The organism is Roseococcus sp. SDR (assembly GCF_019083995.1).
Taxonomy (GTDB): Bacteria; Pseudomonadota; Alphaproteobacteria; order Acetobacterales; family Acetobacteraceae; genus Roseococcus.
Map to the genome: position 1 here is coordinate 11,792 of NZ_JAHRCU010000018.1, position 26,021 is coordinate 37,812.

Sequence of the window (26,021 nt, forward strand, 5' to 3'; positions counted from 1 at the left end):
TGTTTGTAGATGAACGCTTTCGACATTGCTAGGGAACGCTGATGTCCACCGTGCCCGCGCTGCGCCTGCTCGGCGTGCGCTTCGACGATCTCGACCTCGATGGCGCCCTGGCGCTGATTGCGGCGCGCGACCCATCGGCGCCCTTCGCCTATGTGGTGACGCCCAATGCAGACCACCTGCTGCGGCTGGAAGCGGGGGATGACGCGTTGCGCGCGCTGTATGACGGCGCCTGGCTTTCGCTGAATGACAGCCGCATCCTCCGCCTGCTGGCCGGCCGGCGCGGCGTGCGGCTGAACCTCGCTCCGGGCAGTGACCTCGCCGCTTCCCTCTTCGCCCGCGCGATCGAGCCCGGAACGCCGGTGACCGTGATCGGCGGCTCGCCCGCCATGGCGGAGGCGCTGCGCGCGCGCTTCGGCCTCACCGCGCTGTTCCACCACAACCCGCCCATGGGCTTCATCCGTGACGAGGCGGCGGTGCAGGCGGCCGTCGCTTTCGTCACGGCGCATCCGGCGCGCTTCGTCTTCCTCTGCGTGGGCTCGCCGCAGCAGGAGAAGCTCGCCGCGCGCATCCAGGCGGCGGGCGGCGCCACGGGGGTGGGGCTATGCCTCGGTGCCGCGCTGGAATTCGTGACCGGCGCCAAGGCCCGCGCGCCGGCCTGGATGCAGCGCGCGCATCTCGAATGGCTGCACCGCCTGGCGAGCGAACCGCGCCGCCTCTGGCGCCGCTACCTGCTGGAGGCGCCGCGCCTGCTGCGCGCGATGCGCAAGGTGCCCAAGGGTCAGTGACGCAGGCGGCGGCGCCAAAGCGCCATGGGCCGCTCCAGCCCCCAATACACCGCCGCCGTGGGCAGCAGCGTCGCGGCCAGGAACACCGCATACCAGGCGGCGCCATAGGGGCTCTCGCGCATCGCCTCGCCCGTCGCGGCGCAGGCGAGCCCCACGGCCAGCCAGTGAAACAGGTAGAGCACGTAGCTCATCCGCCCCACCAGCAGCGCCGGCGGCCAGCAGAGCGCGCTGCGCAGCCAGGCGGCGGCGGGCGCGAAGAGCAGCGGCCCGAGGGCGAGGGCGATCCCCGCCGATTGCAGCGAATGCCGCGCCGTCTCGCGGAAGGAGGGCTCGCGGATCACGAGGCTCGCCAGCACCATCGCCGCACCGAGCCAAAGCGGCCAGCGCGCCGTGATCCAGCCGGGCATGCCCCCCGGGCGGCAGAGCCAGCCCAGCGCGCAGCCATAGAGGATGGCGTCCAGCCGCGTGTCGGTGCCCACATGGATGCGATAGGCGGGGAAGGTGCCGCAGAGCGCGACCGGCCCGGCGCCGCCGTCGCAGGCCGCATGCACGACGATGCGCCAGCCGAGCGAGAGCGCGCAGCCCAGCGCCAGCGCCGGCAGGAACCAGCCACGCCGCGCCAGCGCCGCGAGGATGAGCGGGAAGATCAGGTAGAAATGCGCCTCCACCGCCAGCGACCACAGGATGCTGAAGGGATGCGGGGCGAGCGCCGGATGGTCCGGGAAGCCTTGCCACAGCGCGTGGAGATTGGCGGTGTAGAACAGCGCGGCCAGCCATTCCGCCAGCACGAAGGGCAGGCCCAGCGCCAGGAAGGTCAGCGCCACGCAGGCCAGATAGGCCAGCAGCGCGGGCAGCAGCCGGAGCGCGCGCCGCCCGTAGAAGGCGCCCACCGCGATGCGCCCGCGCGCCTCCCACTCGGCCAGCAGCAGCCGCGTGATGATGAAGCCGCTGATGGCGAAGAAGAGCGTGACGCCGAGGCCCCCCGGCACCAGCCGCCCGAACCCTGCATGCGAGACGATGACGATCAGGATGGAGACCGCGCGCAGCCCATCGAGCGCGGGCAGCGGGGCGGCGGGGTCATTCACGGGCATCGCATGCTGGGTAGGGCAGGGGCAGCGCGGTTGCAAATCCATCGCGCTTGCACCCGCCGGCGCTTCGGCGGAAAGCTGCGATCCATGCCGCGCACCACTGTCGTGATCTGCACCTTCAACCGCCCAGGGCCGCTCGCGCGCGCCATCGCCACCGCGCGCGCGCAGGCGCTGCCCGAGGGCGAGGCAGCCGAGGTGCTGGTGGTGGACAATTCCCCGGATTCCAACGCGCGCGCCGCGGTGGAGGCGATGATCGCCGACCCCGGCCTGCCGCTCCGCTACCTGGCCGCGCCCGATCCCAACATCTCGCTCGCCCGCAATGCGGGCGTGGCGGCGAGCGAGGGCGAGCGTGTGGTCTTCCTCGATGATGACGAACGCTGCGAGCCCGGCTGGCTGCACGCGCTCATCACCACGCAGGTGGCAACGGGCGCCGATCTCGTCTTCGGCGCCGTCATCCCCGAATTTCCCGGCGGCCCGCCCGATTGGGACCCCACGGGCCGCTCCTACGAGCGCAAGCTCTCCTGGCCCACGGGCAGCCAGCTCACGCTGCGGCATGACGAGAGCGTCTCCGGCCGCTGGATCGGCACGGGCAATTCGCTGCTGATGCGCGCCACCTGCCTCGATGAGGCCGCGCCCTTCGACGCCTTCCTCGGCCGCTGCGGCGGCGAGGATTTCGACCTCTTCCTCCGCCTCTTCGCGCGCGGGCGCCGCTTCGTCTGGTGCGCCGAGGCGGTGGTGCATGAACTCGTCCCGGCCGACCGCGCGACGCTGGCCTATATGCGCGGCCGCAATTTCCGCACCGGGCAGATCTACGGCACGGTGCTGCTGCGCCGCTCCACCGCACCCATGCGCGACGGGCTGCTGCTGATGGCCAAGGGCGTGGTGCAGCTGGGCGTGGTCGGCCTGCGCTGGGCGCTCGCGGCACTCAGCGGCGGTGGGCGCCCGGCCGCGCTGCAATCGGTGAAGTTCACCGAGGTGGCGGGCAAGATCACCTGGTGGCGCCTCGCGCGCGCATCCCGCGCATGAGGCTGCTGGTCGTCTCCACCCAGCCCTGGACGGTGGCTGCGCGCCTCGCCATGGCGCTGCGTGATTCGGGATGCGTGGTGGAGGCGGCCTCGCCGCGCGGCTCCCTGCTGGCACGCTGCGCGGCGCCCACGCGCCAGCATCTGCTGCGCCCCTGGTCCATGGGCGCTGACCTCGCCCGCGCGCTGCGCGCGGCCCGGCCGGACCGCGCCATCCCCGCCGATGATCGCGCCGCCGCCCTGCTGCGCGCGCTGCATGCCGAGGCGGATCTGAGCGCGCTGATCGAGGCCTCGCTCGGGGACCCTTCGGGCTATGCGGTCGCCGCCGCGAAATCGGCGCAGATGGCGCTGGCCGCGCGCCTCGGCCTGCCCATGCCCGCGACGCGCCCGGTGGAAAGCCTCGCCGCGCTGCAGGCCGCGCTGGCCGAGGGCGGCCTGCCGCGCGTGCTCAAGACCGACGGCAGCTGGGGCGGCGCCGGCGTGCAGGTGCTGCGCGCGATGAGCGACGCGGCGCCCGCCTTCGCCCGCGCCACCACCGCGCCCAGCCTGTTGCAGTCGCTCAAGCTCGCCGCCTGGGAGGGCAGCCTCAACCCGGTCTTCGCGCGGCGCGACTGGCAGCCGGGCATGCCCGATCTGCAGGATTTCGTGGACGGCCATCCCGCCAATCGCGCCGTCATCGCCGAGCGCGGCCGTGTGCTCGCCGGCCTCTCGGTGGAGGTGCTGCAGGCCGCGAGCCCGACCGCCCCCGCAACCGTGATCCGCGTCGTCGAGGATGCGGAGATGACGGCGAGCGCGGCCGCGATGACCGAGGCGCTCGGCCTCTCCGGCTTCCTCGGCTTCGACTTCGTGGTGGAGCCCGGCACCGGCCGCAAGCTCCTGATCGAGATGAACCCGCGCGCCACTCCCATCTGTCACCTGGGCGGTGGTCTCGCCGCCGCCTATGCCGCGCATCTCAAGGGGGAGGATGCCGCCGCCATCCCGCCGCCCGGCACCGAGGTCGCGCTCTTCCCCGGCGAATGGCTGCGCGACCCGCATTCGCCGCATCTGCACGGCGCCTGGCATGACGTGCCCTGGACGGACCCCGGCCTGCTCCGCGCCTATCTCGACGATGCCGCCGCGCTCGACCGCTTCGCCCGCCGCCAGCGCCTCTTTCGCCGGCTGACAGGGCGCGCATGAGGCTCGCCCGCCGCGCCCTTCTCGGAACGCCTCTCGCCGCCACCGCCTTGGCCCAGGAGCCGGGCCTGCGCGCGCTGGCCGAGGCGCGCGGCCTCGTCATCGGCAACATGGTCACGCGCGGGCAGCTGCGGGATCATCCCGCGCTGCAACCGCTGCTGCGCCGGGACGCGGCCCTCATCACGCCTGGCCTGGAACTGAAGTGGGACACGCTGCGCCCCGACCCGGAGAGCTTCAACTTCGCCCCCGCCGAGGAGGTCGCCGCCTTCACCCTCGCCGGCGGCATGGACCTGCGCGGCCACACGCTGGTCTGGCACGAGGCGCTGCCGCGCTGGTTCGACCCCGCCGCCATGCCCGCCCCCCAGCTGCGCGCGACCCTCGAGCGCCATATCCGCACCGTCGCCGGGCATTTCCAGGGCCGCATCGCGAGCTGGGACGTGGTGAACGAACCCATCGGCGAGAATGGGCTGCGCGACGGCCCACACTCCGACCCCGACCTCATCCGCCAGGCCTTCCTCTGGGCGCGCGAGGCCGATCCCGGCGCGCGCCTTGTCATCAACGACTACGACCTCGAACTCGGTGACCGCCGGCAGGATGGCCGCCGCACCGCCATGCTGCGCCTGCTGGAGCGCCTGCTGCGCGCGGGTGCGCCGGTCGGCGCGCTCGGCATCCAGGCGCATCTGGCCCCCCGCTCCGCGCCCTTCGACGCCGCGCGCCTCGCGCGCTTCCTGCGCGATGTGGCGGGGATGGGCCTCGCCATCGAGGTGACCGAGCTCGACATCGTGGACCGCCTGCTGCCCGCCGACATCGCGGCGCGCGATGCCGAAGGGGCCGCCATGGCCGCCGATTTCCTGCGCGTCGCGCTGGACCAGCCGGCCGTGCGCATGCTGGTCCTCTGGGGCCTGTCGGACGTGCAGGCCTGGCAGCAGGACAGCGCCTTCGCCCGGCGGCGGGATGGCCTGCCCTCGCGCTCCCACCCGCTCGACCGCGAGATGGCGAAGAAGCCGCTCTGGCACGCCATCGCCGGCGCGCTGCGCGCATGAAGGCGCGGCTCCTCGGCCTCTTGCCGGCCAAGGCCCTGGCCTTCGATGTCTCCGTGCTGTTCGGCGGCTTCGGGCTGCAATTGCTGACGCAGATCGGCTGGCTGCTGCTGGCGCTGCGCCTGCTGGGGCCCGAGGGCTACGGCCTCTTCGCCGCACTCACCGCCATCACGGTCGCCGCCGGCTGCTTCGCGGGCTGGGGCAGCGACCAGCTGCTGATCCGCGAGGTGGCGCGCGAGCCCTCCGCCATGCGGCGCTGGGTGGGGCATGGGCTGCTCTCCATCCTCGTCACCGCGCTGCCGCTCGGCCTGCTGCTCTTCCTGCTGCTGCCGCTGATCGAGGCGGGGCGCATCGGCGCGCTGGCGCTTGCATGCGTGCTGCTGGCCGATCTCTGGCTGGGGCGCTGGGCCAATCTCGCGATCGCCATCTACATGGCGGGCGGCCGCTCGGCGCGGCAATCCACCGTCACTGTCATCCCGGGCGCGCTGCGCCTTGCCGCGATCCTGCTGGCCGGCCTCGTCCATGCGCCGCTCACGCTCAGCGCCTTCGCCGCCTGGTATGCGGGTGCCGCCGCGCTCTCCGCGCTGATCTGCCTCGGCCTCGTCGTGCGCGACCATGGCTGGCCGCATGCCGGCTGGATCCCGGGCCTCTGGGGCGAGGGCCTGGCCTTCGCGGCGGAAAGCGCGCTGCAGGCCTCGGTGAAGGATCTCGACAAGCCCATCGTCCTGCAATTCCTCGGCGCCGAGGCCGCCGGCCTCTACGCCGCCGCGCTGCGCATCGTGGAGGTGCTGGCCCTGCCCATCCGCGCGCTCGGCTACGCGATCTATGCGCGCATGTTCAAGCTGGCGGCGGAGGACCTGGCCGAGTGCCGCCGCCTCGCGCGGCGCAGCCTCGGCCTCGCGGTGGCGCTGGGGCTGGCCGGCGGCCTCGGCCTGCTGGTCTTCGCCGGCCTGCTGCCCTGGGTCTTCGGCGCGGCCTACCAGGCGCTGCCCGCCCTGGTGCGCTGGCTCTCGCCCATGCCCGCGCTGTTCGGCGCCTTCGTGATCGGCGCGGACCTGCTGACCGCGGTCGGCCGGCAATCGCACCGCCTCGCCGTCGTCATCACCTCGCTCGCGCTGACACTCGGCACATGCTGGTGGCTTACGCCGCTGCTGGGGATGGAGGGCGCGATCCTCGCGCGGCTCGGCGTGCAGGCGGTGACGGCGGCGCTGGTCTGGGCGCTCGCCCTGCGCGGAGGGGCGCGATGATGCAGGAGACCACCGCCCGCGCCACGGCCCGGCCCGAGCTTTCCATCCTCGTGCCGACCTATGACCGCGACATCCGCCCGCTGGCGGCCGAATTGCTCGCCGACATGGCCGCACTCCCCGCGCCCGGCGCGGTGGAGCTGCTGGTGCTGGTGGATGGCAACCCGGCGCTGGAAGGGCAGGGGGAGGTGCTGGCCATGGCCGAGGCGCGGGGCCTCGCCGCCGGCTTCGCGCTCGCACCCCGCAATCTCGGCCGCTCGGGCGCGCGCAACGCGCTGGCCGAGGCGGCGCGCGGCGAGCACATCCTTTTCCTCGACGCGGATTCCCTGCCCGATGCGCCAGGCTTCGTGGCCCGAGCGCTGACCGCCGCGCGCGAGGCGCCCGGGGCCGTGACCTGCGGCGGGCGCACCGGCCAGCGCTGCCCGCCCGCGCCGCGCGACGCCCGCCTCTTCGAGGCGCATAGCCAGAAGCGCGAATGGATCCCCGCCGCCGAGCGCAACCGCGACCCGGAGGGCAATTTCCTCTCCGCCAATTTCCAGCTCCGGCGCGATCTCTTCCTGCGGGCGCCCTTCGACGCGCGCTTCACCGGCTGGGGCTGGGAGGACACGGATTGGGCGCTGCGCATCCGCCCGCTGGCGCAGGTGCGCCATGTGGAGAACAGCGTCTCCCACATGGAGCACCACACGGATGCCAGCTGGCTCGGCCGGCTGGATCGCTCGGTCGGCAATTACGCCCTGCTGGCGGCGGCGCATCCCGAAGCGGTGCGCCGCCATCGCCTCTGGCCCTTGATGCGCGTGCTGCGCCCGGTCAGCGGCTGGGGCTGGCTGAAGGCCCTGCTGCTGCGCGCGGCCCTCTGGCCGGCGCTGCCGGTGGGCCTTCGGCTCAACCTCGCCAAGCTGCGCCAGGCGATGGTCTATGCGGCGGTGATCAAGCCGTAGCGGCTAATCCCGCCAGGGATGCTGCGCCCACATCCGCTGATAGTTCTCGCGCATGGCAAACAGCACGGCGCGGTGCTGGTCGGGGTCGAGGAAGCGCAGCGGCAATTGCTGCTGGGTCGCGGCCGCCACGAAATCCGGATGCTCCATCACGCCGCGCACCACGGCGGCGAGGCGCTGCAGCACGGGCGCGGGCGTGCCGGCGGGCGCGGCCAGCCCGCGCAGCGAGCCATCCACCACGTCGAAGCCCTGCTCGCGGAAGGTGGGCACGTCATTCGTATTGGCCCAGCGCGTCTCCGCCATCTGGCCGAGCGGCCGCAGCACGCCCTGGCGGAAATCGCCCACCCCTTCGCCCATGTTCATGGCCGCGATCTGGATGTTCCGCCCAAGGATCGCGTTGCGCACCTGGGAAGAGCCGTTGAAGGGCACGTGCAGCAGCCGCGTGCCGGTCAGCCGCTCGAAGGCGAGCGTCGCCAGGTGGTCATCCGAGCCGACGCCCGTCGTGCCATAGCTGATGGTGCCCGGTGCGGCGCGCGCGGCGGCGGCCAGATCGGCCAGGTTGCGCCAGGGGCTGTCCGGCAGCACCCAGAAGCCGCCCGGATCATCCACCACATTGGCGATGGGCGCGAAATCCTCGAGCCGGTAGCGCGCCTGGCGCTCGATTGGGATGGTGACGAGATTGGGCGTGTTGATGAAGCCGATGGTCAGCCCATCCGGCCGCGCGCGGGCCAGCTCTGCCCAGCCCACCTCGCCGCCGGCCCCCGCGCGGTTGTGCACGACGACGGATTGGCCGAGTTCCCGCTCCATGAAGCGCGCCAGCGTGCGCGCGGCCACATCCGTGCCGCCGCCGGGCGCGAAGGCCACGATCATGGTGATGGCGCGCTCCGGCTGCCAATTCTGCGCGGCGGCGGGCATGGCCAGCAGGGCTGGGGAAGCGAGCAGCAGGCGACGCGTCGTCATGTCGGTTTCCTCCGTTGATTGCGGGGAAGCCTGCCACAGGGCGCGGCGGCATGCATCAGCGCAGGCGCGTCGAATCGCAAGCGCCGCCCCCCGCTGCGGGAGGGCGGCGCCACTGCGTACCGCCTCAGCCGATCCAGATATTGTCCAGCAGCAGCGTCGCGTGGCCGTCGCTGCTGCCCACATCCATCACGCCGATGCCGATCTCGTAGCTGCCAGCCTCATCCGCCTTGAAGGAGAAGCTCTGCCAGCCGCTGTTCTTGCCTTCGCCCACCGCCTTCACATCGGCCAGGCCGAACACCTCGTTCTCGCCGTCATGGCGCAGGGTGACGAAGGCGAAGTCATTGCCGCCGGACTTGGCGGCGGCGCCGAAGAGCCAGTCGAAGTTCAGCGTCTGGCCCTCCTCCAGCTCCACCTTGCCGCGGATGGCCGAGCCCTCGTCGGCATCGCCGTAGCCGAGCTTGTCGAGCGTGCCCTTGCCCAGCTGCAGCCAGCCCTCGACCTGCTTCTGGTCCTTGGCGTCGTCGGTGGAGAGGCGCGCGGCCATCTTGCCTTCCGTGCCGCCCTTCACCGTCTCCACATCGCCCGTGTCCTGCCAGCCCTTGCCCAGCCCATCCTCGAAGGAGGCGATGAGCTTGCCCGTGATCTCCTCCTTGTCGTCCAGCCCGCCCACCGTGATCGTCACGGTCTGCGTCACCTCGGCGCCATTCGCGTCGCGCACCGTGTAGGTGAAGCTGTCCGTCGCGGTCTCGCCCGCGCCCAGCGCCTGCAGCTTGGCCGAGGCCGTGGGGTCATAGACCACCGCGCCGCCGTCGATCTTGATGCTGGCGCCGTATTCGGAGGCCGAGACGCCCACCAGCGTCAGCGCATCGCCATCCACGTCGCTGTCATTGCCGAGCAGGTCGATCTTCGTCGCCGTGTCCTCGTCGGTCTTGCCCTCGTCGGCCACCGCCACCGGGCCGTCATTCTGACCCTGCACCGTGATGCTGGCCTCAGCCGTGCCCGTGTCGCCGTCGCTGTCCGTCACGCGGTAGGAGAAGGTGACGGCGCGGCTCTCGCCCGCCTTGAGCGCCTGGAAGGCGTCGCCGCCCGCCCAGGTGAAAGCGCCATTGGCGCCGAGGTTCAGCGTGCCTTCGCTGGCCGCGCCGATGATCTCGATCTTAGCCACCAGGTCGGCCACCGTGTCATTCGCCAGCAGGTTGCCCGAGAGGCTCGCCGCGTCTTCCGTCACCGAGAAGGCATCCGCACGGGCGGTCACCGCGTCATCGGCCGCCGTCAGGGTCTGGCCATCCACCTTGATGCCCACCGCCTCGAAGTTGGTGGCCTGCAGGCCCTGCGAGGTGAAGCTGTAGAGGCCGGTCTTGCCGGCGCCGAGGCGCGCCAGATAGCCCTGCAGCTCGGTCTGGAAGGCGCTGTCCTGCCAGTCGGCCAGCGTCATGTCGAAGGCCAGCGTGTCGAAGCCCGCGCCGCCGTTGAAGAAGTCGCCGCCGCCCGCGCTGCGGCTGTGCACCACCGTGTCGTTGCCGCCATCGGCCTGCACACGGTCGGCACCTTCGCCCGCGATGATCAGGTCATTGCCCTCGCCGCCGAAGAGGCTGTCATTGCCGGCGCCGCCGTTGATGCTGTCCTGGCCCATGTCGCCGGTGACGAAGTCATTGCCCTCGCCGGCGTCGATGCTGTCATTGCCGCCATTGCCATAGACGCGGTCATGGCCCGCGCCGGACTGGACCGTGTCGTTGCCCTCGTCCGTGCCGATCTCGTCATTCCCCGCGCCGGTGATGACGCTGTCATCGCCCTGGCCGGACCAGACCGTGTTGTCGCCCGCGCCGGCGTCGATCACGTCATTGCCCTGGTCGCCTGTGATGGTGTCGTTGCCCGTGCCGGCGGTGATGCGGTCCTGGCCCTCGCCGCCATGCACCAGGTTGTTGCCCTGGCCGGCGGCGATCACATCGTCGCCCTGGTCGCCTGTGATGGTGTCGTGGCCGCCGCCCGCGGTGATGCTGTCCTGGCCTTCGCCGCCGCTGACGATGTTGCGGCCTTCGCCGGCCAGGATCGTGTCGTTGCCGGCTTCGCCCGTCAGGCTGTCATCGCCCGCGCCGCCGTCGATGCTGTCATCGCCCTGGCCGGCCCAGACCGTGTCATTGCCGGTGCCGGTGGCGATGCGGTCATTCCCGTCCTCGCCCCAGGCCTGGTCGTTGCCCTCGCCCAGCGCCAGGGTGTCATTGCCCTGGCCGCCCCAGAGCATGTCGTTGCCCGCGCCACCATCGAGGCTGTCCTCGCCCTCGCCACCCCAGAGCTGGTCCTGGCCGGCGCCGCCGCGCAGCGTGTCGTTGCCCGCATCACCCCAGAGCAGGTCCTGGCCTTCGCCGCCATCCAGGCTGTCATTCCCATCGCCGCCCCAGGCCTGGTCATTGCCGGCCTCGCCCAGGATGGTGTCGTTGCCCGCATTGCCCCAGAGCAGGTCATTGCCCTCGCCGCCGCGCAGCAGGTCGTCGAAGGCGCCGGCGAAGATGCCGTCATCGCCCGCGCCGCTCGTCACCTCCATCGCGCTCGCCGCGGCCTGCAGGTGCAGCCAGTCGGCGTTGGCGGTACCGGTGATGATCGGACGAACCATGATGCAAGCCCCTTGAGACGGTGTTGTCCCTCCGGTGTGCATGCGCCGTGCCAGGGTTGGGCGGGCAGGGGCATCCGGTCAAAGTGCTGAAATATAATTCTTTTTCGGTCGCCCAGCATCGTTGCAAAATGCCTGGGAGGGCGCCTTCACGCCCGCCGGCCGCGAGGTGCATTGCAAAATGCAAGAGGGGCGGCTCAGCCCCGGGTCGGCGGCGCGAAGAGCCTGAGCAGCGGCGGCAGCACCAGCATCACGCAGAACAGCGAATAGACGAGGCTCACCGAGAGCACGACGCCCATGCTGGCCGTGCCGGGATGCGGCGAGAGGGCCAGCGCCCCGAAGGCCGCGGCATTGGTCACGGCGGAATAGATCACCGCCCGGTTCAGTGGGCTCGCCAGCAAATCGCGCCGCCCCTGCTGCCAGGCGGCGACGAAGTAGATGTCATACGCCACCCCCTGCCCGAAGAGCAGCGGCAGGGCGATGATGTTGGCGAGGTTGAGATCGGGCCCCAGCAGGGCGCAATGCGCCATGGTCATCAGCCCCGCCAGCGCGAGCGGGGCGAGGGCCAGCAACGAAAGCCGGAGCGAGCGCAGCGTCAGCCAGAGCAGCGCCAGCACGAAGACGAGCCCCAGCACGCCCGATTGCAGGAAGGCGCGCTGGATGGTGGCCGAGGATTCCTGCATCGAGACGGCAAGGCCCGTCGCCTCCGGTGCCACGGCGCGTACGGCGGCGGCGAAGCGCACGAGCAGGGTGGTCTCGTCCTCCGCGATGGGGTTGGGCACCGCTTCCACCCGTGCCCGGCCGTCCGGCGTCATCCATTCGGCGCGGATCTCGCGCGGCAGGCTCTCCACCGTCACCGGCTGCGCCGCCAGCATGTCCCGGATGCGGGCCAGCAACTCGTTCAGCCCCGGCACGGTGGCGGCCGTGAAATCCGCGCGTGCCTCGGCCCCGCCGCGCGAAAGCTGCCCGAGCGCCCGGCCCAGCCGCGCCGCCTCGCCCGGCAGCGGCGCCAGCTCGCTCGCCGCCGCGCGGAGTGCGGCCACCTCGGCCAGCGCATCGGGCGCGGGGCGGGGCTCGGCCGCGAATGCGGGGCCCAGCAGCATGGCCGCATCCTCGATGAGTGCCAGCTTCTCCGTCTGCTGCGCGGGGATGAAATCGGCCAGCGTCGTCGCGCGCGCCACCTCCGGCAGGGAAGCGAGCCGCCGCGCCAGCGCCTCGGCCGCCGCAAGGTCGGGGGCCAGCACCTCCAGCGTGTTCGGATTGGTCTCGGGGCTGCGCGCCAGGTCGCGCCAGGTCGCCACCGATTCCGCGCCGGCATCGCGCAGGTTGATCGGGTTGGTGTCGAAGCGCAGCCATTGCAGGCTGGCCACGCAGATGGCGGCCAAGGCGAGGGCCATCAGCCCGACGCCGCCGGCATTCACCGAAAGCCAGGCATCCACCGGCCGCAGCGCCGGGTAGCCCACCTCCCGCGCCTCGCCGCGCGGCCGCGCCACCACCAGCAGCGCGGGCAGCAGCGTCATCGCCAGGAACCAGCCGATCACCATGCCGAGCGCGGCGACCAGGCCGAGTTCCGCCACACCCCGGTAATCCGTGGGCCAGAAGGAAAGGAAGGAGAGCGTGACCGCCAGCGCCGCCAGCGTCATGCCCGGCCCGGCCACGCGCGCCGCCTGTTCCAGCGCGGGCCGGAGCTCGGGCAGATGCGCGCGCTCGGCCCGGTACTGCACCGCATATTGGATGCCGAAATCCACCCCGAGCCCGATGAAGAGCACGGCGAAGGCGATGGAGAGCGGGTTGTAGCTGCCCACCAGCAAGAGCCCGAACCCCGCCGTCCAGACCAGCCCCACCACGATCAGCACCAGCAGCGGCCAGATCAGCCGCCAGGAGCGCAAGGCCATCCAGAGCAGCACGCCCACCAGCACGAAGGAGAGGATGGAGTTCTCGACCGCGCCCGCGCTGACGGTCGCGAATTCCTCATCCGCCATGGGTACGGGGCCGGTGAGGCGGATCGGGATGGACAGCCGCGCCGCCTCGGCCCGGATCACCTCGGTCGCCGCCGCGCCGGCGGTGAGCTGCTCGTAGTCCAGCGCCGGCTGCACCAGGATCAGCCGGCGCAGCTCCAAGGGGCGCGGCTCACGCCCGGTCAGCAGCTTCTCCCAATCGGGCGCCGCCACGCGGCCCTGCAGCGCGGCCTCGGCGGCCTCGGCGAAGGCGGTGAGCGGGGCCCTGAGCCGTGCCGCATCCGCTTCGCCCCGCGCGAGGCCTTCGCCCATCAGGCGCAGCAATTCGGCCACACCGCGCAGGCTCGGATCGGCGGCGAAGGGGCCGAGCAGGCCTTGCGCCGCGATGATCTGCCCGGTGATGGACTGCACCTCGGGCAGGTCGAGATAAAGCAGGCCCTGCGTCGCCCAGAAGCGCCCCTCATCCGGCCGTCGCACACTGCGGAACAGGCCGGGATGCGCGCGCAAGGCGCCGGCCAGCGCCTCCGCCCGCCGCTCCGCCTCGCGCGCCTCGGCCGCGTCCAGCACGATGACGATGAGGTCCTGCCGCTGCGGAAAGGCGGCCTCGATCTGCCGCTCCGCCATCCGCCAGGGGAGGTCCTGCGGAAAGAGCTTCGTCACGTCGGAATCCAGTGCGAAGCGCGTCGCCGCCAGCCAGCCCGCGCCGCCCGTGCCGAGGGCCAACAGCAGCAGCATCAGGATCGTCCGCCGCAGCGAGAGCCGCACCAGCGCCACCACGATGCGGCCGAGCCCGGCCGCCGGATCAGACGTCATGCGCGAGCACCAGGACGAGGCCCAAGGCGCCCAGCGCGAAGGGCCAGGCAAAGGCGGTGACGGCACGATCCCGCGCATCGGGCAGCCGCAGCTCCGCCCAGCGGATCAGCAGCGCCAGCGTGGCCAGGAAACACGGCAGCAGCGCCCAGCGCGGCGGCGACCCCGCCAGCACGAGGATCACGCCCAGGATCACCGTGAAGGGCAGCACCATCCCCAGGCCCGCCGCATTCCCGCGGAACACCACCCAGGCCTCGGCGAGGCCCGCGACCATCACCAGCAGGGCCAGCGCCAGCGCCATCCCCGTGGCTCCCCAGGTGAGGCCAAGGCCCAGCGGCAGCAGCAAGAGCGGTGCGAAGCGCGCGAAGGGCGCCCCGCCCAGCCGGTTCAGCCAGGCCAGCAGCGCAATCAGCAGCAGCACGAGGCCACCCAGCTCCACCGGCCCCAGCCCGTGCAGCCCGAAATGCGGCACCAGCGCGCCAAGGTCGGGGGAGGCTGCCGGCTCCAGCCCCGCCGCGCCCAGGCGGAACAGCGCCACGATCGGCCCGCAGAGCGCGAGGGCGAGCAGCAGCTCCGCCTCCACCACGCAGCGCAGCCGCGGCAGCCAGAGGCTGGCCGGCGCGGCCCGGCCCGCATCCAGCAGCAGGGCCACGCGCAGCGCGGCCGCGATCTGCGCCAGCACCACAAAGCCCGCCGTGATCGCCAGCAGCGGAAACGCCTCCGCGCCGAACAGCAGCCCACGATGCGGCGCCGCGACGAAGAGCCCGCCCATCACCAGCGCCATGCCCGCCAGCATCAGCCCCGCATGCCGCATGCCGATCGCCTGCGGCACGGCGGCCGGCCAGGCGGGCCGCAGCAGCATCCAGAGCAGGGGCAGGTTGCCCATCCAGAGCGCGGCACCGCTCTCCCGCAGCAGGGTCGCCAGCGTCACGCTGCCCGGCTGCAACAGGCTGAGCCGCCCCTCGGTGACGCCCAGCACCATGGCGAGCGCGCTGAAGCCCAGAACGGCCAGCGCGAGCCGCGGCGCCGGCCCCTCACGCGGGGCGAGGGCCAGCGGCACCGCGGCCGCCAGAAGCACGCCGATCGCGCCGAACTGCCCGGCAAAGAGCTGCACGAGCGCGAGCCCCATCGTCGCCAGCGCCGAGAGCCGCAGGAAGAGCTGCGTCTGCGCCATCAGGATGGCGGCCTGGCCGGGCGGCAGGCGCCGCGCGAGCGGGCTTGCCACCAGCGCCAGGAAGGCCGCACCCCCCAGCAGCGCGCTGCGCGCCGCCAGCGCGCTCGCCTCCAGCAGGGCAGGGGCGAGCCCCGATTCCACTCAGCGGGCTTCCATCAGGCCGGCTTGGGCGCGCGCATGAAGCGCCGCGCGAGGCGCACCAGCCAGGGCATGGTGGTGGGCCGCAGCAGCCGCTCGTCATAGCCGGCGAAGCGGCGGTCATTCTCGGCGAGACACAGGTCCATGATCTCGGCCATGGTGTATTCCTTGGCCGTCATGGCCTTGCCGCCGGTGACGGTGAAGTTGTTGTCCTGCGTGCGCTCCTTGCCGTCCCCATCCACGGTCTTGGCGAGGCCGATGCGCTCCCAGCCGAGAAACACCCAGACCGCCCAGACCCGCATCTCGAACCAGGGCCGCCGCCAGAGCGGCATGGTGGCGCGATGCCAGGCCAGCCAATTGGCAAACAGCAGGATATGGCGGCATTCCTCCTGCATCACCGGCTCGAAGGTCTCGACCAGCTCTTCCGGGAAGAAGCCCGATTGCCGCGCCATCTCGAACAGGCCGAAGGCGAAGAAGCTGTCCACGCATTCGCTGAAGCCGGTGACGAGATAGGCCCACTCGGTATCCTTGGGCTTCACATATTCCGGCTCGGGCGCGAGCGGGATGCCATAGGCCTCGACCAGGCGGGAGAGCACCTCCTTGTGGCGATTCTCCTCCCAGCCATTGCGGGCGATGGTCTCGCGCAGCTCGGGATCCTTCAGCGTCTCGGCATAGGCCGACATGCGCAGCCGGGCCTTGCCTTCGGTCTGCACCGCGATGTCCCAGATCGGCAGGGAGGTGATGCGGTGCAGCGCCTCCTCATCGAGCTTGGGCCAGTTGATGACGCTCGGTTTGTAGGGGTTGAAGGTCTCGGCGAACATCGCGCACATCGCCTGCTTGTGCTCGGGCGAGCCGGGCTTCAGGCGGCCGGGCAGCGGGCTTTTCCAGTGCCGCGCGCGGGCATCGGCGGCGGCGACGGTGCCGGCATCGGGCAGCCGGCCGGCGAGATTGTCATCCAGGCTGCCGGAGAGGCGGGCTTCCAGCTCGTTCAGGATCTGGCTGGTGGCGGCGTGGCTCACGGGGGAGGGACTCCATCGGGGCGGGGCGCCGGCAGGATGGCCGGAGGGACTGATTATCCGCCAAGCCCGGCCAAGTCCACGCGCCGGCCGCATGCATGACATTCCGGAAAGGACAGCCCCGCAACGAGCGTCTAACGTTTCGCGGCGTTGAGGAGGCCTGCCCCCATGAACCATATGTCCCGCGCCGCCGGCGCGGCATTGACGCTTCTGTACCTGAGCATCGGCCCGGCCTCGGCCCAGTCCTACCGGGAGGAGCCGGTGCAGCGGATCGGCAGCGGCACCATCCTGCGCATCATCGACAACAACCAGTTCAACCGCTGCGCGGCGAGCTTCGGCCCCAATGCCAGCATGCTGCGCATCGCCTTCAACAAGGACCGCCTCTACCAGATCAGCGTGCCCTCGGCACCCACCGCGCGGCCGCCGATCCAGCTCGTCATCCAGCTCAACCCGGGCGGGCGGCGCGTCATCAACGGCACGCAGAACCACGCCCGCGCCGCCGGCAATCTCGACAATGCGACGACGAACGCGATCCTCGAGCATCGCGGCCCCTTCGTCGTGGGGCTCGGCGCCAATCGCTACGAATGGAACCTGGGTGCCGCCATGCCCGCGATCTTCGAGGCGCTGGAGAGCTGCACGAACCGCGCCAGCGGCTGGCGCTAGGATGAGGATGACGCGCATGCCCAAGCGCCTGGCCCTGCTGGCCGCCGCCCTGCTTCTCGCGGCCCCGGCCTTCGCCCAGGCCCCCGCCAGCACCAACCCCGCCACCGGCAACAGCGTGCTGCGCCAGGGCGAGACCCGCGCGGGCGACTGGATCATCGCCCGCTTCGAGGATGCCGGCACGAATCGCCTGATCCGCTGCGAGATGGAGCGCAGCTACCCCAATGGCAGCGTGCTGCGCGTCGAGGCGGCGCCCCGGCCCGCCGGCCAGGCCGCGCCGCAGCCCCCCATCGCCATCGGCTTCGTCACCGGCGGCGCCTCGCTCGACCGGCTAGGCCCAAGCTTCGAGGTGCGCTTCTGGGTGGATGACGAGAACGGCACCCAGACCACGACCGCCACCGCCGTCACCAACCGCTCGGCCCGCTTCGTCGAGCCCGATGCCGAGGCCGGCACGCTGGACAGCCTGGCCGGGGGGCGGGACCTCGCCATCATGGCGGGGGAGACGCTGCATTCCTATTCGCTGCGCGGCTCGGGGGCGGCGGTGCGCGCGCTCCAGGCCTGCCTGCGCCGATGAGCGCGCGGCACCCGATCGCGGCCGCCCTGCTGCTCGGCCTGGCCGCGCTGCCATGCCCGGCCGGGGCCCGGCCGGCCGATTGCCTCGTCCAGGTCGAGGGCCGCACCCTCATCAACGGCCCCTGCGACTTCGCCGCCGAGGCGGGCGGGGATTTCACCGTGACGCTGGGCCCCCGCAAGGCGCAGGTGATGGTGGATCCGGGCGCCCGCCAGGGCCGCGCCTTCTATGAGGACAGCGCCTCGGGCGAGCCGCCCGGCGTGGCCGATGTGCGGCGTGACGGCGCCTGCTGGGGTCAGCCCCGCGCCATCCGCGTCTGCGCCTGGCAGCCGGGCGAGCGCCCGGCCGCCTATCGCAACCTCCCCGCCGCGCGGTAGGGCCGCACCACGCGCATCCGATCGGCGTTGCATGCAAAAACCGATGAAGCCGGGCCGGATCGCTTCATGAAGATTGCGTCAGCCTTGGCCGGCACGCAACGAAAGGTGACGGGCCACCCGTCCGCCCGGCTTGCCTTCGCAGCGCCGCATTCCCCGTGCTAGAGGCTCGGGTTCGCAGCACTCCGGAGCGGATTCGGCATGGGTATTCCCCTCGCGCAACAGGCCAAGGTCGCGGCCTATGTGGTCAAGCAGCAATTGGCTGGCCGCAAGCGCTTTCCGCTCGTCCTGATGCTGGAGCCCCTGTTCCGCTGCAACCTGGCCTGCGCCGGCTGCGGCAAGATCGACTATCCGGATGAGATCCTGAACAAGCGCCTCTCCGTCGAGGACTGCCTGGGTGCGGCCGAGGAATGCGGCGCCCCCGTCGTCGCCATCGCGGGCGGCGAGCCGCTGCTGCACAAGGAAATGCCGCAGATCGTGGAAGGCCTGCTGAAGCAGGGCCGCATCGTCATCCTCTGCACCAATGCGCTGCTGCTGGAAAAGCGCATGGAGGCCTACAAGCCGCATCCGCGCTTCATCTGGGACATCCACCTGGATGGCGACAAGGCCCAGCATGACTGGGCGGTGAGCCAGGAGGGCGTCTATGACCGCGCCGTCGAGGCGCTGAAGAAGGTGCGCGACGCCGGCTTCCGCACCGCCATCAACTGCACCCTCTTCAACAATGCCGATGCCGAGCGCACCGCGAAGTTCTTCGACGACGTGACGGCGATGGGCGTGGACAACATCATGCTCTCGCCCGGCTATGCCTATGAGCGCGCGCCGGACCAGAAGCACTTCCTGAACCGCCAGGCGACGAAGAACCTCTTCCGCGACGTGTTCCGCCACAACACGGGCAAGGGGAAGCCCAAGTGGCGCATGGGCAACAGCCCGCTCTTCCTCGACTTCCTGGCCGGCAACCAGAGCTATCACTGCACGCCCTGGGGCAATCCCACGCGCAATGTCTTCGGCTGGCAGCGCCCCTGCTACCTGCTGGGCGAGGGCTACGCCAAGAGCTTCACGGAGCTCATGGAAACCACCGACTGGGACAAGTACGGCGTCGGCAATTACGAGAAATGCGCCGACTGCATGGTGCATTCCGGCTTCGAGGCGACGGCGGCCCTGGACGCGATCAAGCGCCCCTGGAAGGCCGTCACGGCGCAGCTCCGCGGCCCGCGCACCGAGGGTCCGATGGCGCCCGAGATTGATCTCTCCAAGCAGCGCCCGGCCGAATACGTCTTCTCCGCCCATGTGCAGAAGGCCATGAACGAGATGGCGCATGAGGCGCCCCGCAAGGGGGCCAAGCATGGCGACACGGCCAAGCCGGTTGCGGCGGCGGAATAGGCCCTCCGCGCACTGGCGGAACGGTCACGCTTCTGGGTAGCGTGATCCCTGGTTCATGCAACCAGGATGGTCGCCGCCTTTGTCCCTGCCACGCCTTCTTGCCGCGCTGCTGGCGACCACGGCCCTGATGCCCCTCGACGCCCGGCCGCAATCCGCGGGCGGCGGCGGCGGCGCGGGCCTGGGCGGTGCGGGCGGGCTTGGCAGCAATTTCTCCACAGGTGGCGCGGGCGCTGATGACCCGGCCTTCGGCGGCGGCGGCGGCGGCGCGGGCGATACGGGCGGCCCCGGCGGCGCGGGCGATGCGCCGGGGGGCGCGGGCGGCAGCAGCCCCGGCGCGGGCGGCAGCGGCGGGGCGGCCGGCACGCTCGCCGGTGGCGGCGGTGGCGGAGGCGCCCATGGCCTCGTCGACTCCATCCTGCCCGGCGGCCCGGTCACGGGCGGTGGCGGTGGCGGCGGCGGCGGCGGGGCCGATGCGGGCGGCGGCGGCGGCGCGGGCGGCACGGGCCTCGTCTTCATCGCCACCGGCAATGCCGGCACCCTCTTTGATCCCATCACGGGCGGCGCGGGCGGCGCGGGCGGCGATTCCCCCACCGGCCTGCCGGGCCAGGGCGGGCAGGGCGGCGCCGGCATCGTCTTCACCGCGCCCGATGTCGCCATCCAGATCCAGGCCAATGTCTCCGGCGGGGCCGGCGGCGGCCCCTTCGCCGAGGGCGGCGTGGGCATCCGGGGCGAGGGCCTCTCGATCACGCTCGGCGCCACGATCTCAGGCGGGTTGAGCGGCGATGGCGGCACCCGTGCCGCGGCCCTGGAGCTGACGGGCGGCACCAATCTTCTCTCCCTCGGTGCCAGCGCCGGGGTGCAGGGCGCCATCGCGCTCCAGGGCTTCGCCGCGCTGGAATTCGCGCAATCCACCGATGCCGCGCTCGCGGCCGGCATCACGGGGTTCGGCTCGATCAGCAAGACGGGCGCCGGCACGCTCACGCTGAATGGCGCGGGCAGCTTCGGCGCCGGCACCAGCATCCAGGCCGGCACGCTGGTGCTGGGCGAGGCCTCGGCGCTCGGCACCGGGCTCATCACCCTCGGCACCGCCACGCTGCGCGGCGCGGTGGATGCGACGCTCGCGCAGGATCTGCGCATCACCTCCGGCGCCAGCGCCACCATCGCCGCCGCCACCGGCACCACGCTGACGCTGACCGGCGGGCTGACGACGCTGGCCAATGCCACACTGACCCTGGGCGCGAGCGGCGCCACCGGGACCATCGAGGCGAATTTCGCGAGCGTCGAGCCGACCGACCTTGCCACCACCGCGCTCGTCATCGCGGCCGGGCGCGTGGCCTCGGGCGGCTTCGCCTTCAACGATCTGACATCCAACGCGGCCAGCACGACGATCCAGTCCGGCGCCACGCTCGACCTCAACGGCCATCTCAGCACCATCGCCAACCTCCAGGGCGCCGGCACGCTCACCAACACGGATCTCATCCGCATCCGCGAGGGCAGCTTCGCCGGCAGCATCACGGGGCTGGGCGGCAGCCTGGAGAAGACCGGCACGGGCACGCTCACGCTCAGCGGCACGAACACCTACACCGGCACCACCGAGATCAGCGGCGGCACGCTGCGCATCGGCGCGGGCGGCACCGGCGGCACGCTGGGTGCGGGCGCTGTCATCAATGACGGCGCGCTGGTCTTCGACCGCAGCGACGCGCTGACCGTCGCCAACAGCATCTCGGGCAGCGGCACGGTCACGCAGGCGGGCGGCGGCGTGCTGACGCTCTCCTCCGCCAACAGCTATTCGGGCGGCACCAGCATCAGCGCCGGCACCCTGGCGCTGGGCGATCTCGGCGCCATCGGCAGCGGCGCCGTCACCTTCACGGGCGGCGCGCTGCGCAGCAACGTCACCGGCGCCCTCGCCAATACCATCGCCATCACCGACAACGCCGCCGGGCGCCTGGCCGCCGCCACGGGCGAAACGCTGACGCTGACCGGCACGCTCTCGCTCCGGCCCGGCAGCACGCTCACCATCGGCTCCGCCACCGAGGCGGGGCGCGTGGTGGCGAGTTTCGGCACGGTGGATGTCTTCTCGCCCGCCACCATCGCGCTGACCATCGCGGGCGGCACGCTCGAGGCCGGCAATCTCGGGCTCAACCAGCTCACGCAGCTGGCCGGCAGCGTCACCATCGCCTCGGGCGCCACGCTGGATTTCGGCGCGCTGACCGGCACCATCGGCAATCTGCAGGGGGCGGGCACGCTCACCGGCAGCGCCACCACGCAGATCAGCGCCGGCAGCTTCGCGGGCGTGATCGCGGGCGCGGGCGGCTTCGAGAAGCTCGGCGCCGGCACCCTCATCCTCTCGGGGGCCAACACCTATGCGGGGACGACGACCATCACCGCGGGCACGCTGCGCATCGAGGGCGCGGGCGCGCTGAGCGGCGGCGGCATCACCAACAATGCGGCGCTGGTCTTCGCCCGCAATGACACGGTGACGCTCGCCAATGCCATCTCCGGCACGGGCACGCTGACCCAGGCGGGCAGCGGCACGCTGATCCTGACCGGTGCGAACACGCAGACAGGCCTCACCACCATCAACGCGGGCGGCACGATCCAGCTCGGCGATGGCGGCACCTCGGGGCAGATCAGCGGTGGCGCCGTCGTGAACAATGGCGCGCTGGTGGTGAACCGGGGCGATGCGGTGACGCTGGCCAACGCCATCTCGGGCAGTGGCACGCTGACCCAGGCGGGCCTGGGCACGCTGACGCTGACCGGCGCCAACACCTATTCGGGCCTGACCACGATCAACAGCGGCCGGACCTTGCGCGTGGAAGGCGCGGGCATGCTGGGCACGGGCGGTGTCGCGAATGAGGGCGCGCTGGTCTTCGCCCGCGTGGGCGACGTCACGCTCGCGGGCAACCTCTCCGGCGCGGGCAGCCTGGCGCAGGCGGGCAGCGGGGTGCTGACGCTGAGCGGGGCCGCGACGCATACGGGCGGCACCAGCATCGCGGCCGGTGGCACGCTGCGCGTCACGGGCAGCCTCGGCGGCGATGTGTCGAATGACGGCGCGCTGGTCTTCGCGCGTGCCACCGCGCTCACCTATGCCGGCGCCATTTCGGGCGCGGGGATGCTGACGCAGGCGGGGACAGGCACGCTGACGCTGACCGGCGCGAACACCCACACGGGCGGCACGACGATCAGCGCGGGAACGCTCAGGGTCGGTGATGGCGGCACCAGCGGTTCCATCACCGGCAACATCACGAACAACGCGGCGCTGGTCTTCAACCGCAGCGATGCCTTGACCTATGGCGGTGTCATCTCCGGCACGGGCAGCCTGACGCAGGCAGGCGCGGGGACGCTGACGCTGACGGGTGCGAACACCCACACGGGCGGCACCAGCATCGCGGCCGGCACGCTCAGCATCGCCGCGGGGGCCACGCTCTCCGGCAACTCCAGCGTGACGGTCGGTGAGGGCGGCACGCTGATCTATGAGAGCGGCGCCAATGCGGGGAACAACACGCATGTGGTTCAGGGCGCGGTGACGGGCGGCGTTCCCGGCGGCCTCCTGCGCTTCCTCGGCACGGCGAATGCCGGCAGCGGCACCTACACGAACACGGCCGGTGGCGTCCTCGTCTCCGCCGCGACGAACCAGATCAGCTTCGAGGGCAGCAGCTCGGCGGGAACGGCGACGCTGATCAACGAGCGCGCGCCGTCCTACTGGATCGCGATCCCGACCATCACCTTCCGGGACCAGGCGAGCATGGGTGCGGCGACCGTCATCAATCGCGGCGGACCGAGCTTCCAGCCGGCGGGCAGCCTGGTCGAACTGCGTGACGATGCGACCGCGGCGACGGCCAGCCTCACCATCGGCGGGTCCATCGGTGCCGACACGATCGGCGCGCGGCTCGTCTTCCAGGATCGCAGCACCGCGGCCGCTTCCACGATCCGGCTGCTGGGCGGGTCAGGCAATCCCGCGGCCGCGGGTACGGGCGGGGGCGGCGGGAGCCTGCAATTCCTTGGCGACGCGACAGCTGGCACGACACGCATGACCGCCGAGGGCGGCACCTTCGGCGGCAGGGGCGGCCATGTCGCTTTCCGTGGCACGCAGGACGCGCCGCAGGCCAGCCTCCGCCTGGAAGGCAACGCGACGCTCGACCTCAGCGCCTTCCAGGGCACCTCCTTCCGCCTTGGCACCCTCTCGGGCGATGGCCGGGTGGATCTCGGCGGCAAGGAAATCCGCCTCGGCGGCAACAACACCGACCAGTTCTCGGGCGCCGCCTTCGGCGCCGATGGCGCGGGCGGCACGCTGGCCAAGGAGGGCTCGGCCACGCTGACGCTGACCGGCGACAGCCGCCTCACCGCCGTGCAGGTGAGGCAAGGCGCGCTGCGCCTGGGCGAGGGCGGCTCGCTCGGCAGCACGCCCGTCACCGTGGCGGCCGGGACAGGCCTCGAGGTCGCGCGCAGCGACAGCTTCACCCTGGCAAGCCCCATCTCCGGCGGGGGCGCGCTGCGGCAGACCGGCACGGGCACCACCATCCTCACCGGCGCCAACACCTACACCGGCGGCACCACCATCAGCGCCGGCACGCTGCAACTCGGCCCCGGCGGCACGCTCGGCAGCGGCGCCGTGGTGAACGACGCGACACTCGCCATCAACCGCGCCGATGCCCTCACCATCGCCAACCCCATCTCGGGCAGCGGCGTGCTGCGCCAGCTTGGCACGGGCATGACGACGCTGACCGGCGCCAACAGCTACACCGGCGGCACGGTGATTTCCGCAGGCACGCTCTCGGTCTCTGCGGATGTGAATCTCGGGACGCCGGCCCGTGGCCTCATCACCCTGGCGGACGGCACGCTCGCCACCACCGCCAGCTTCACCCTGACGCGGCCCATGGCGCTGGAGGGCACCGGCGGCACCCTGGCCGTGGCCGGGGGCACGGCGCTGACCTTGCAGGAGACATCCAGGGTCAGCGGGCCGGGTGGACTGACGCTGACCGGCGGCGGCCAGCTGCTCGTCGCCGGCGACCTCGGCCATGCGGGGCCGACGCGGGTGATGGAGGGCAGCCTCATCCTCCGCGGCGGGGCATGGACGGGGGGCGGGCCGCTCTTCGTCGCGGCGGGCGCCATGGTGGACACCAGCTTCACCTTCGCGCGCGGCATTCTCGTCGCCTCGCTGGCCGGCGAGGGCCAGGTGCTGCTCGGCGGCGCCACGCTCGGCATCACCCAGGGTGGCACGAGCTTCGGCGGCACGCTGGCCGATGCCAATGCGTTGGCCCGCGGCACGCTCTCCATCCTGGGCGGCACCACGACCCTCGACGGCGCCTCGCGGATCGGCGGCCGCACGCTGATCCAGGGCGGCACGCTGATCGTGAACGGCACGATCGAGGGCGGCAGCGGGATCGTGGTCAGCGCGGGGTCGCTCATCGTGAACGGGACGGTGCGCGGGCCCTTGTCCGGCGTCACGCTCGATGGCGGCGCGCTGGTGGTGAATGGCAGCATCCGGGAGACCAGCGTCATCATCAATGGCGGGACGCTCGGCGGCACCGGCAGCCTGCCGGGCGTCACCGTCGCGAGCGGCGGCACGCTGGCGCCGGGCAATTCCATCGGCACGATCAACGTCGCGAACCTCGTGCTCTCGGCCGGCTCCACCACGGCGATCGAGGTGCAGGGCAGCGCCGCGGACCGCATCAACGTGACGGGCACCGCCACGCTCGGCGGCACGCTGCGCCTGCTGCCGCTGGGCGGCCCCTACAGCTTCAACACGCCCTATGTGCTGATCCAGGCGGGCAGCGTCAGCGGCAATTTCGCGCAGGTGAGCACGAGCGGCAGCTTCGGCGCGGGCGTCGAGGCGAATGTGACGGTCACGCCGACCGAGGTGCTGCTCGGCCTTACCCCGGCCGCGCTGACCGGCCCCGCCGGCCTGCCCAGCTTGATCACCTTCAACCAGCGTTCCACCGCGGGCGCGCTGGATGCGGCGGCCCGCGCGGGCGGCAATCTCTCCCCCTTCTTCAACGTCTACAACCAACCGGCCAGCACCATCGGCCTCGCGGTCAACCAGCTCTCAGGCGAGGTCGCGACCGGCACGGGCGCGATGGGCTTCGCCTCGGGCGACCAGTTTCTGGCGACGCTGCTCGACCCCTTGGGCGTCGGGCGCGAGAGCATGATGGGCGGGCGGCTGCGCCCGGAGGCCGGCAACACGAAGCGCCACGCCGTCTGGGGCACGGCGACCGGCGCCTATAACCGCACGGGCGGCGACGCGTCGGACGGCTCGGCCAGCCGCACGGCGCGGACCGCCGGCTTCGCGCTGGGCTTCGACCATCGGATCGGCGCGGCCGGCATGGCGGGTGCGGCGATCGCGGTGGGTGAGAGCAGCGCCTCTCTGGCGAGCGGGCAGGGCAGTGCCACGGCCAGTTTCGGCCAGATCGGCGCCTATGGCACGGCGCGCTTCGGCCGCTTCACGGTCTCCGGCGCGGGCGCCTTCACCTTCCTGGATGTGGACACCAAGCGCACGCTCTACTTCCTGAACAGCGATCAGCAGCGGGCGGGCTTCGGCGCGCAGGTCTATTCGCTGCGCGCCGAGGCGCGGCAGGACGGCGTGGCCCTCGGCGCAGGCTTGCGGATGCAGCCCATCGCGGCCCTGCAATGGCAGCAGGTGAACAACCAGGGCTACACCGAGAGCAGCATCATCACGGGCAGGACGAATGGCGTGACGGTCGGCGGGCAGAGCCAGGCCGCGCTGCGCAGCGAGCTGGGGGCGCAGCTGGATGGCGTGGTGCAGCTGGGTTCGGTGCCGGTGCAGGGCTATGTGCGGGCGTCCTGGGCCTACTACATGACGCGGGATGCCTCGATGGCTGTGGGCTTCGCCTCGTTGCCCAATGCGGGATTCACGGTGCGGGGTGCCAGGCCTGATGCCAATGCGGCGCTGCTGTCCGGGGGGCTGGAGGTGCCGATCGCGGACGGCCTCGCCCTCGGCGCGCGGGTGGATGGCGAATTCTCGGCCAACGTCACCCAGCTCGCCGGCACGGCGAGGCTGCGCTACCGGTTCTGACGCGCCGCCTCCCTCACGCGCGTGGCCTTTTGACCTGCTGCCCCGCCTGTGG

17 protein-coding genes are annotated in these 26,021 nt (G+C 72.1%); 11 read left to right on the forward strand and 6 right to left on the reverse strand.

The features are described 5' to 3' along the window. The first annotated feature begins 41 nt into the window (after positions 1-41). Positions 42-785, forward strand: coding sequence for a WecB/TagA/CpsF family glycosyltransferase (locus KTR66_RS18415; protein ID WP_213615117.1), 744 nt, complete (start codon positions 42-44; stop codon positions 783-785). Here KTR66_RS18415 and KTR66_RS18420 read toward each other — a convergent pair. Further along, a complete protein-coding gene (locus tag KTR66_RS18420) occupies positions 779-1,870 on the reverse strand; it encodes an acyltransferase (protein ID WP_213615119.1) in 1,092 nt (363 codons plus the stop codon). The two genes, KTR66_RS18415 and KTR66_RS18420, sit on opposite strands and share 7 nt — an antisense overlap. 90 nt (positions 1,871-1,960) lie before the next feature. On the opposite strand from KTR66_RS18420, the gene KTR66_RS18425 reads away from it, so the two are divergent. Genes KTR66_RS18425 through KTR66_RS18445 form a run of 5 tightly spaced genes read left to right on the forward strand, consistent with a single transcriptional unit; the run spans position 1,961 to position 7,290 of the window. Then, positions 1,961-2,899 (forward strand): glycosyltransferase family 2 protein, encoded by a 939-nt coding sequence (locus tag KTR66_RS18425; protein WP_213615121.1) that lies wholly within the window; start codon positions 1,961-1,963, stop codon positions 2,897-2,899. Continuing rightward, a complete protein-coding gene (locus KTR66_RS18430; RefSeq protein WP_213615123.1) occupies positions 2,896-4,071 on the forward strand; it encodes a hypothetical protein in 1,176 nt (391 codons plus the stop codon). Before KTR66_RS18425 ends, KTR66_RS18430 begins: the two co-directional genes overlap by 4 nt. Then, positions 4,068-5,111 carry an endo-1,4-beta-xylanase gene (locus tag KTR66_RS18435; protein WP_213615125.1) on the forward strand — a complete coding sequence of 348 codons (1,044 nt, stop codon included), beginning with the start codon at positions 4,068-4,070 and terminating at the stop codon, positions 5,109-5,111. The genes KTR66_RS18430 and KTR66_RS18435 overlap by 4 nt, the downstream gene beginning before the upstream one ends. Further along, entirely contained in the window at positions 5,108-6,355 is a 1,248-nt protein-coding gene (locus tag KTR66_RS18440) for a lipopolysaccharide biosynthesis protein (protein ID WP_213615127.1), read from the forward strand. Before KTR66_RS18435 ends, KTR66_RS18440 begins: the two co-directional genes overlap by 4 nt. Further along, entirely contained in the window at positions 6,352-7,290 is a 939-nt protein-coding gene (locus KTR66_RS18445; protein WP_213615129.1) for a glycosyltransferase family 2 protein, read from the forward strand. The genes KTR66_RS18440 and KTR66_RS18445 overlap by 4 nt, the downstream gene beginning before the upstream one ends. Positions 7,291-7,293: 3 nt before the next feature. On the opposite strand, the gene KTR66_RS18450 is transcribed toward KTR66_RS18445, so the two are convergent. From KTR66_RS18450 to KTR66_RS18470, 5 genes are all read right to left on the reverse strand, one after another. Further along, a complete protein-coding gene (locus KTR66_RS18450; RefSeq protein ID WP_213615131.1) occupies positions 7,294-8,247 on the reverse strand; it encodes a tripartite tricarboxylate transporter substrate binding protein in 954 nt (317 codons plus the stop codon). A gap of 124 nt (positions 8,248-8,371) precedes the next feature. Next, on the reverse strand, positions 8,372-10,858 hold the full coding sequence (locus KTR66_RS18455) for an Ig-like domain-containing protein (protein ID WP_213615133.1): 2,487 nt from the start codon (positions 10,856-10,858) through the stop codon (positions 8,372-8,374). Between the two features lie 194 nt (positions 10,859-11,052). Further along, complete coding sequence (locus tag KTR66_RS18460) at positions 11,053-13,626, reverse strand: MMPL family transporter (RefSeq protein ID WP_213615135.1); 2,574 nt, start codon at positions 13,624-13,626, stop codon at positions 11,053-11,055. After that, positions 13,616-14,938, reverse strand: a complete 1,323-nt coding sequence (locus KTR66_RS18465) for a hypothetical protein (RefSeq protein ID WP_213615137.1) — start codon at positions 14,936-14,938, stop codon at positions 13,616-13,618. The genes KTR66_RS18460 and KTR66_RS18465 overlap by 11 nt, the downstream gene beginning before the upstream one ends. A gap of 14 nt (positions 14,939-14,952) precedes the next feature. Beyond that, entirely contained in the window at positions 14,953-15,894 is a 942-nt protein-coding gene (locus KTR66_RS18470) for a ferritin-like domain-containing protein (protein ID WP_213615278.1), read from the reverse strand. Positions 15,895-16,119: 225 nt separating this feature from the next. Between KTR66_RS18470 and KTR66_RS18475 the strand changes: the two genes are divergently transcribed. The 5 genes from KTR66_RS18475 (at position 16,120) to KTR66_RS25205 (ending at position 25,969) form a co-directional block, all read left to right on the forward strand. Then, positions 16,120-16,614 (forward strand): hypothetical protein, encoded by a 495-nt coding sequence (locus tag KTR66_RS18475; RefSeq protein WP_213615139.1) that lies wholly within the window; start codon positions 16,120-16,122, stop codon positions 16,612-16,614. A gap of 16 nt (positions 16,615-16,630) precedes the next feature. After that, a complete protein-coding gene (locus KTR66_RS18480; protein WP_213615141.1) occupies positions 16,631-17,185 on the forward strand; it encodes a hypothetical protein in 555 nt (184 codons plus the stop codon). Beyond that, complete coding sequence (locus KTR66_RS18485; protein ID WP_213615142.1) at positions 17,182-17,559, forward strand: hypothetical protein; 378 nt, start codon at positions 17,182-17,184, stop codon at positions 17,557-17,559. The genes KTR66_RS18480 and KTR66_RS18485 overlap by 4 nt, the downstream gene beginning before the upstream one ends. 198 nt (positions 17,560-17,757) lie before the next feature. Further along, positions 17,758-18,936, forward strand: a complete 1,179-nt coding sequence (hpnH, locus tag KTR66_RS18490; protein ID WP_213615144.1) for an adenosyl-hopene transferase HpnH — start codon at positions 17,758-17,760, stop codon at positions 18,934-18,936. Positions 18,937-19,015: 79 nt separating this feature from the next. Beyond that, positions 19,016-25,969 carry an autotransporter-associated beta strand repeat-containing protein gene (locus KTR66_RS25205; protein WP_213615146.1) on the forward strand — a complete coding sequence of 2,318 codons (6,954 nt, stop codon included), beginning with the start codon at positions 19,016-19,018 and terminating at the stop codon, positions 25,967-25,969. The last annotated feature ends 52 nt before the right edge of the window (positions 25,970-26,021 follow it).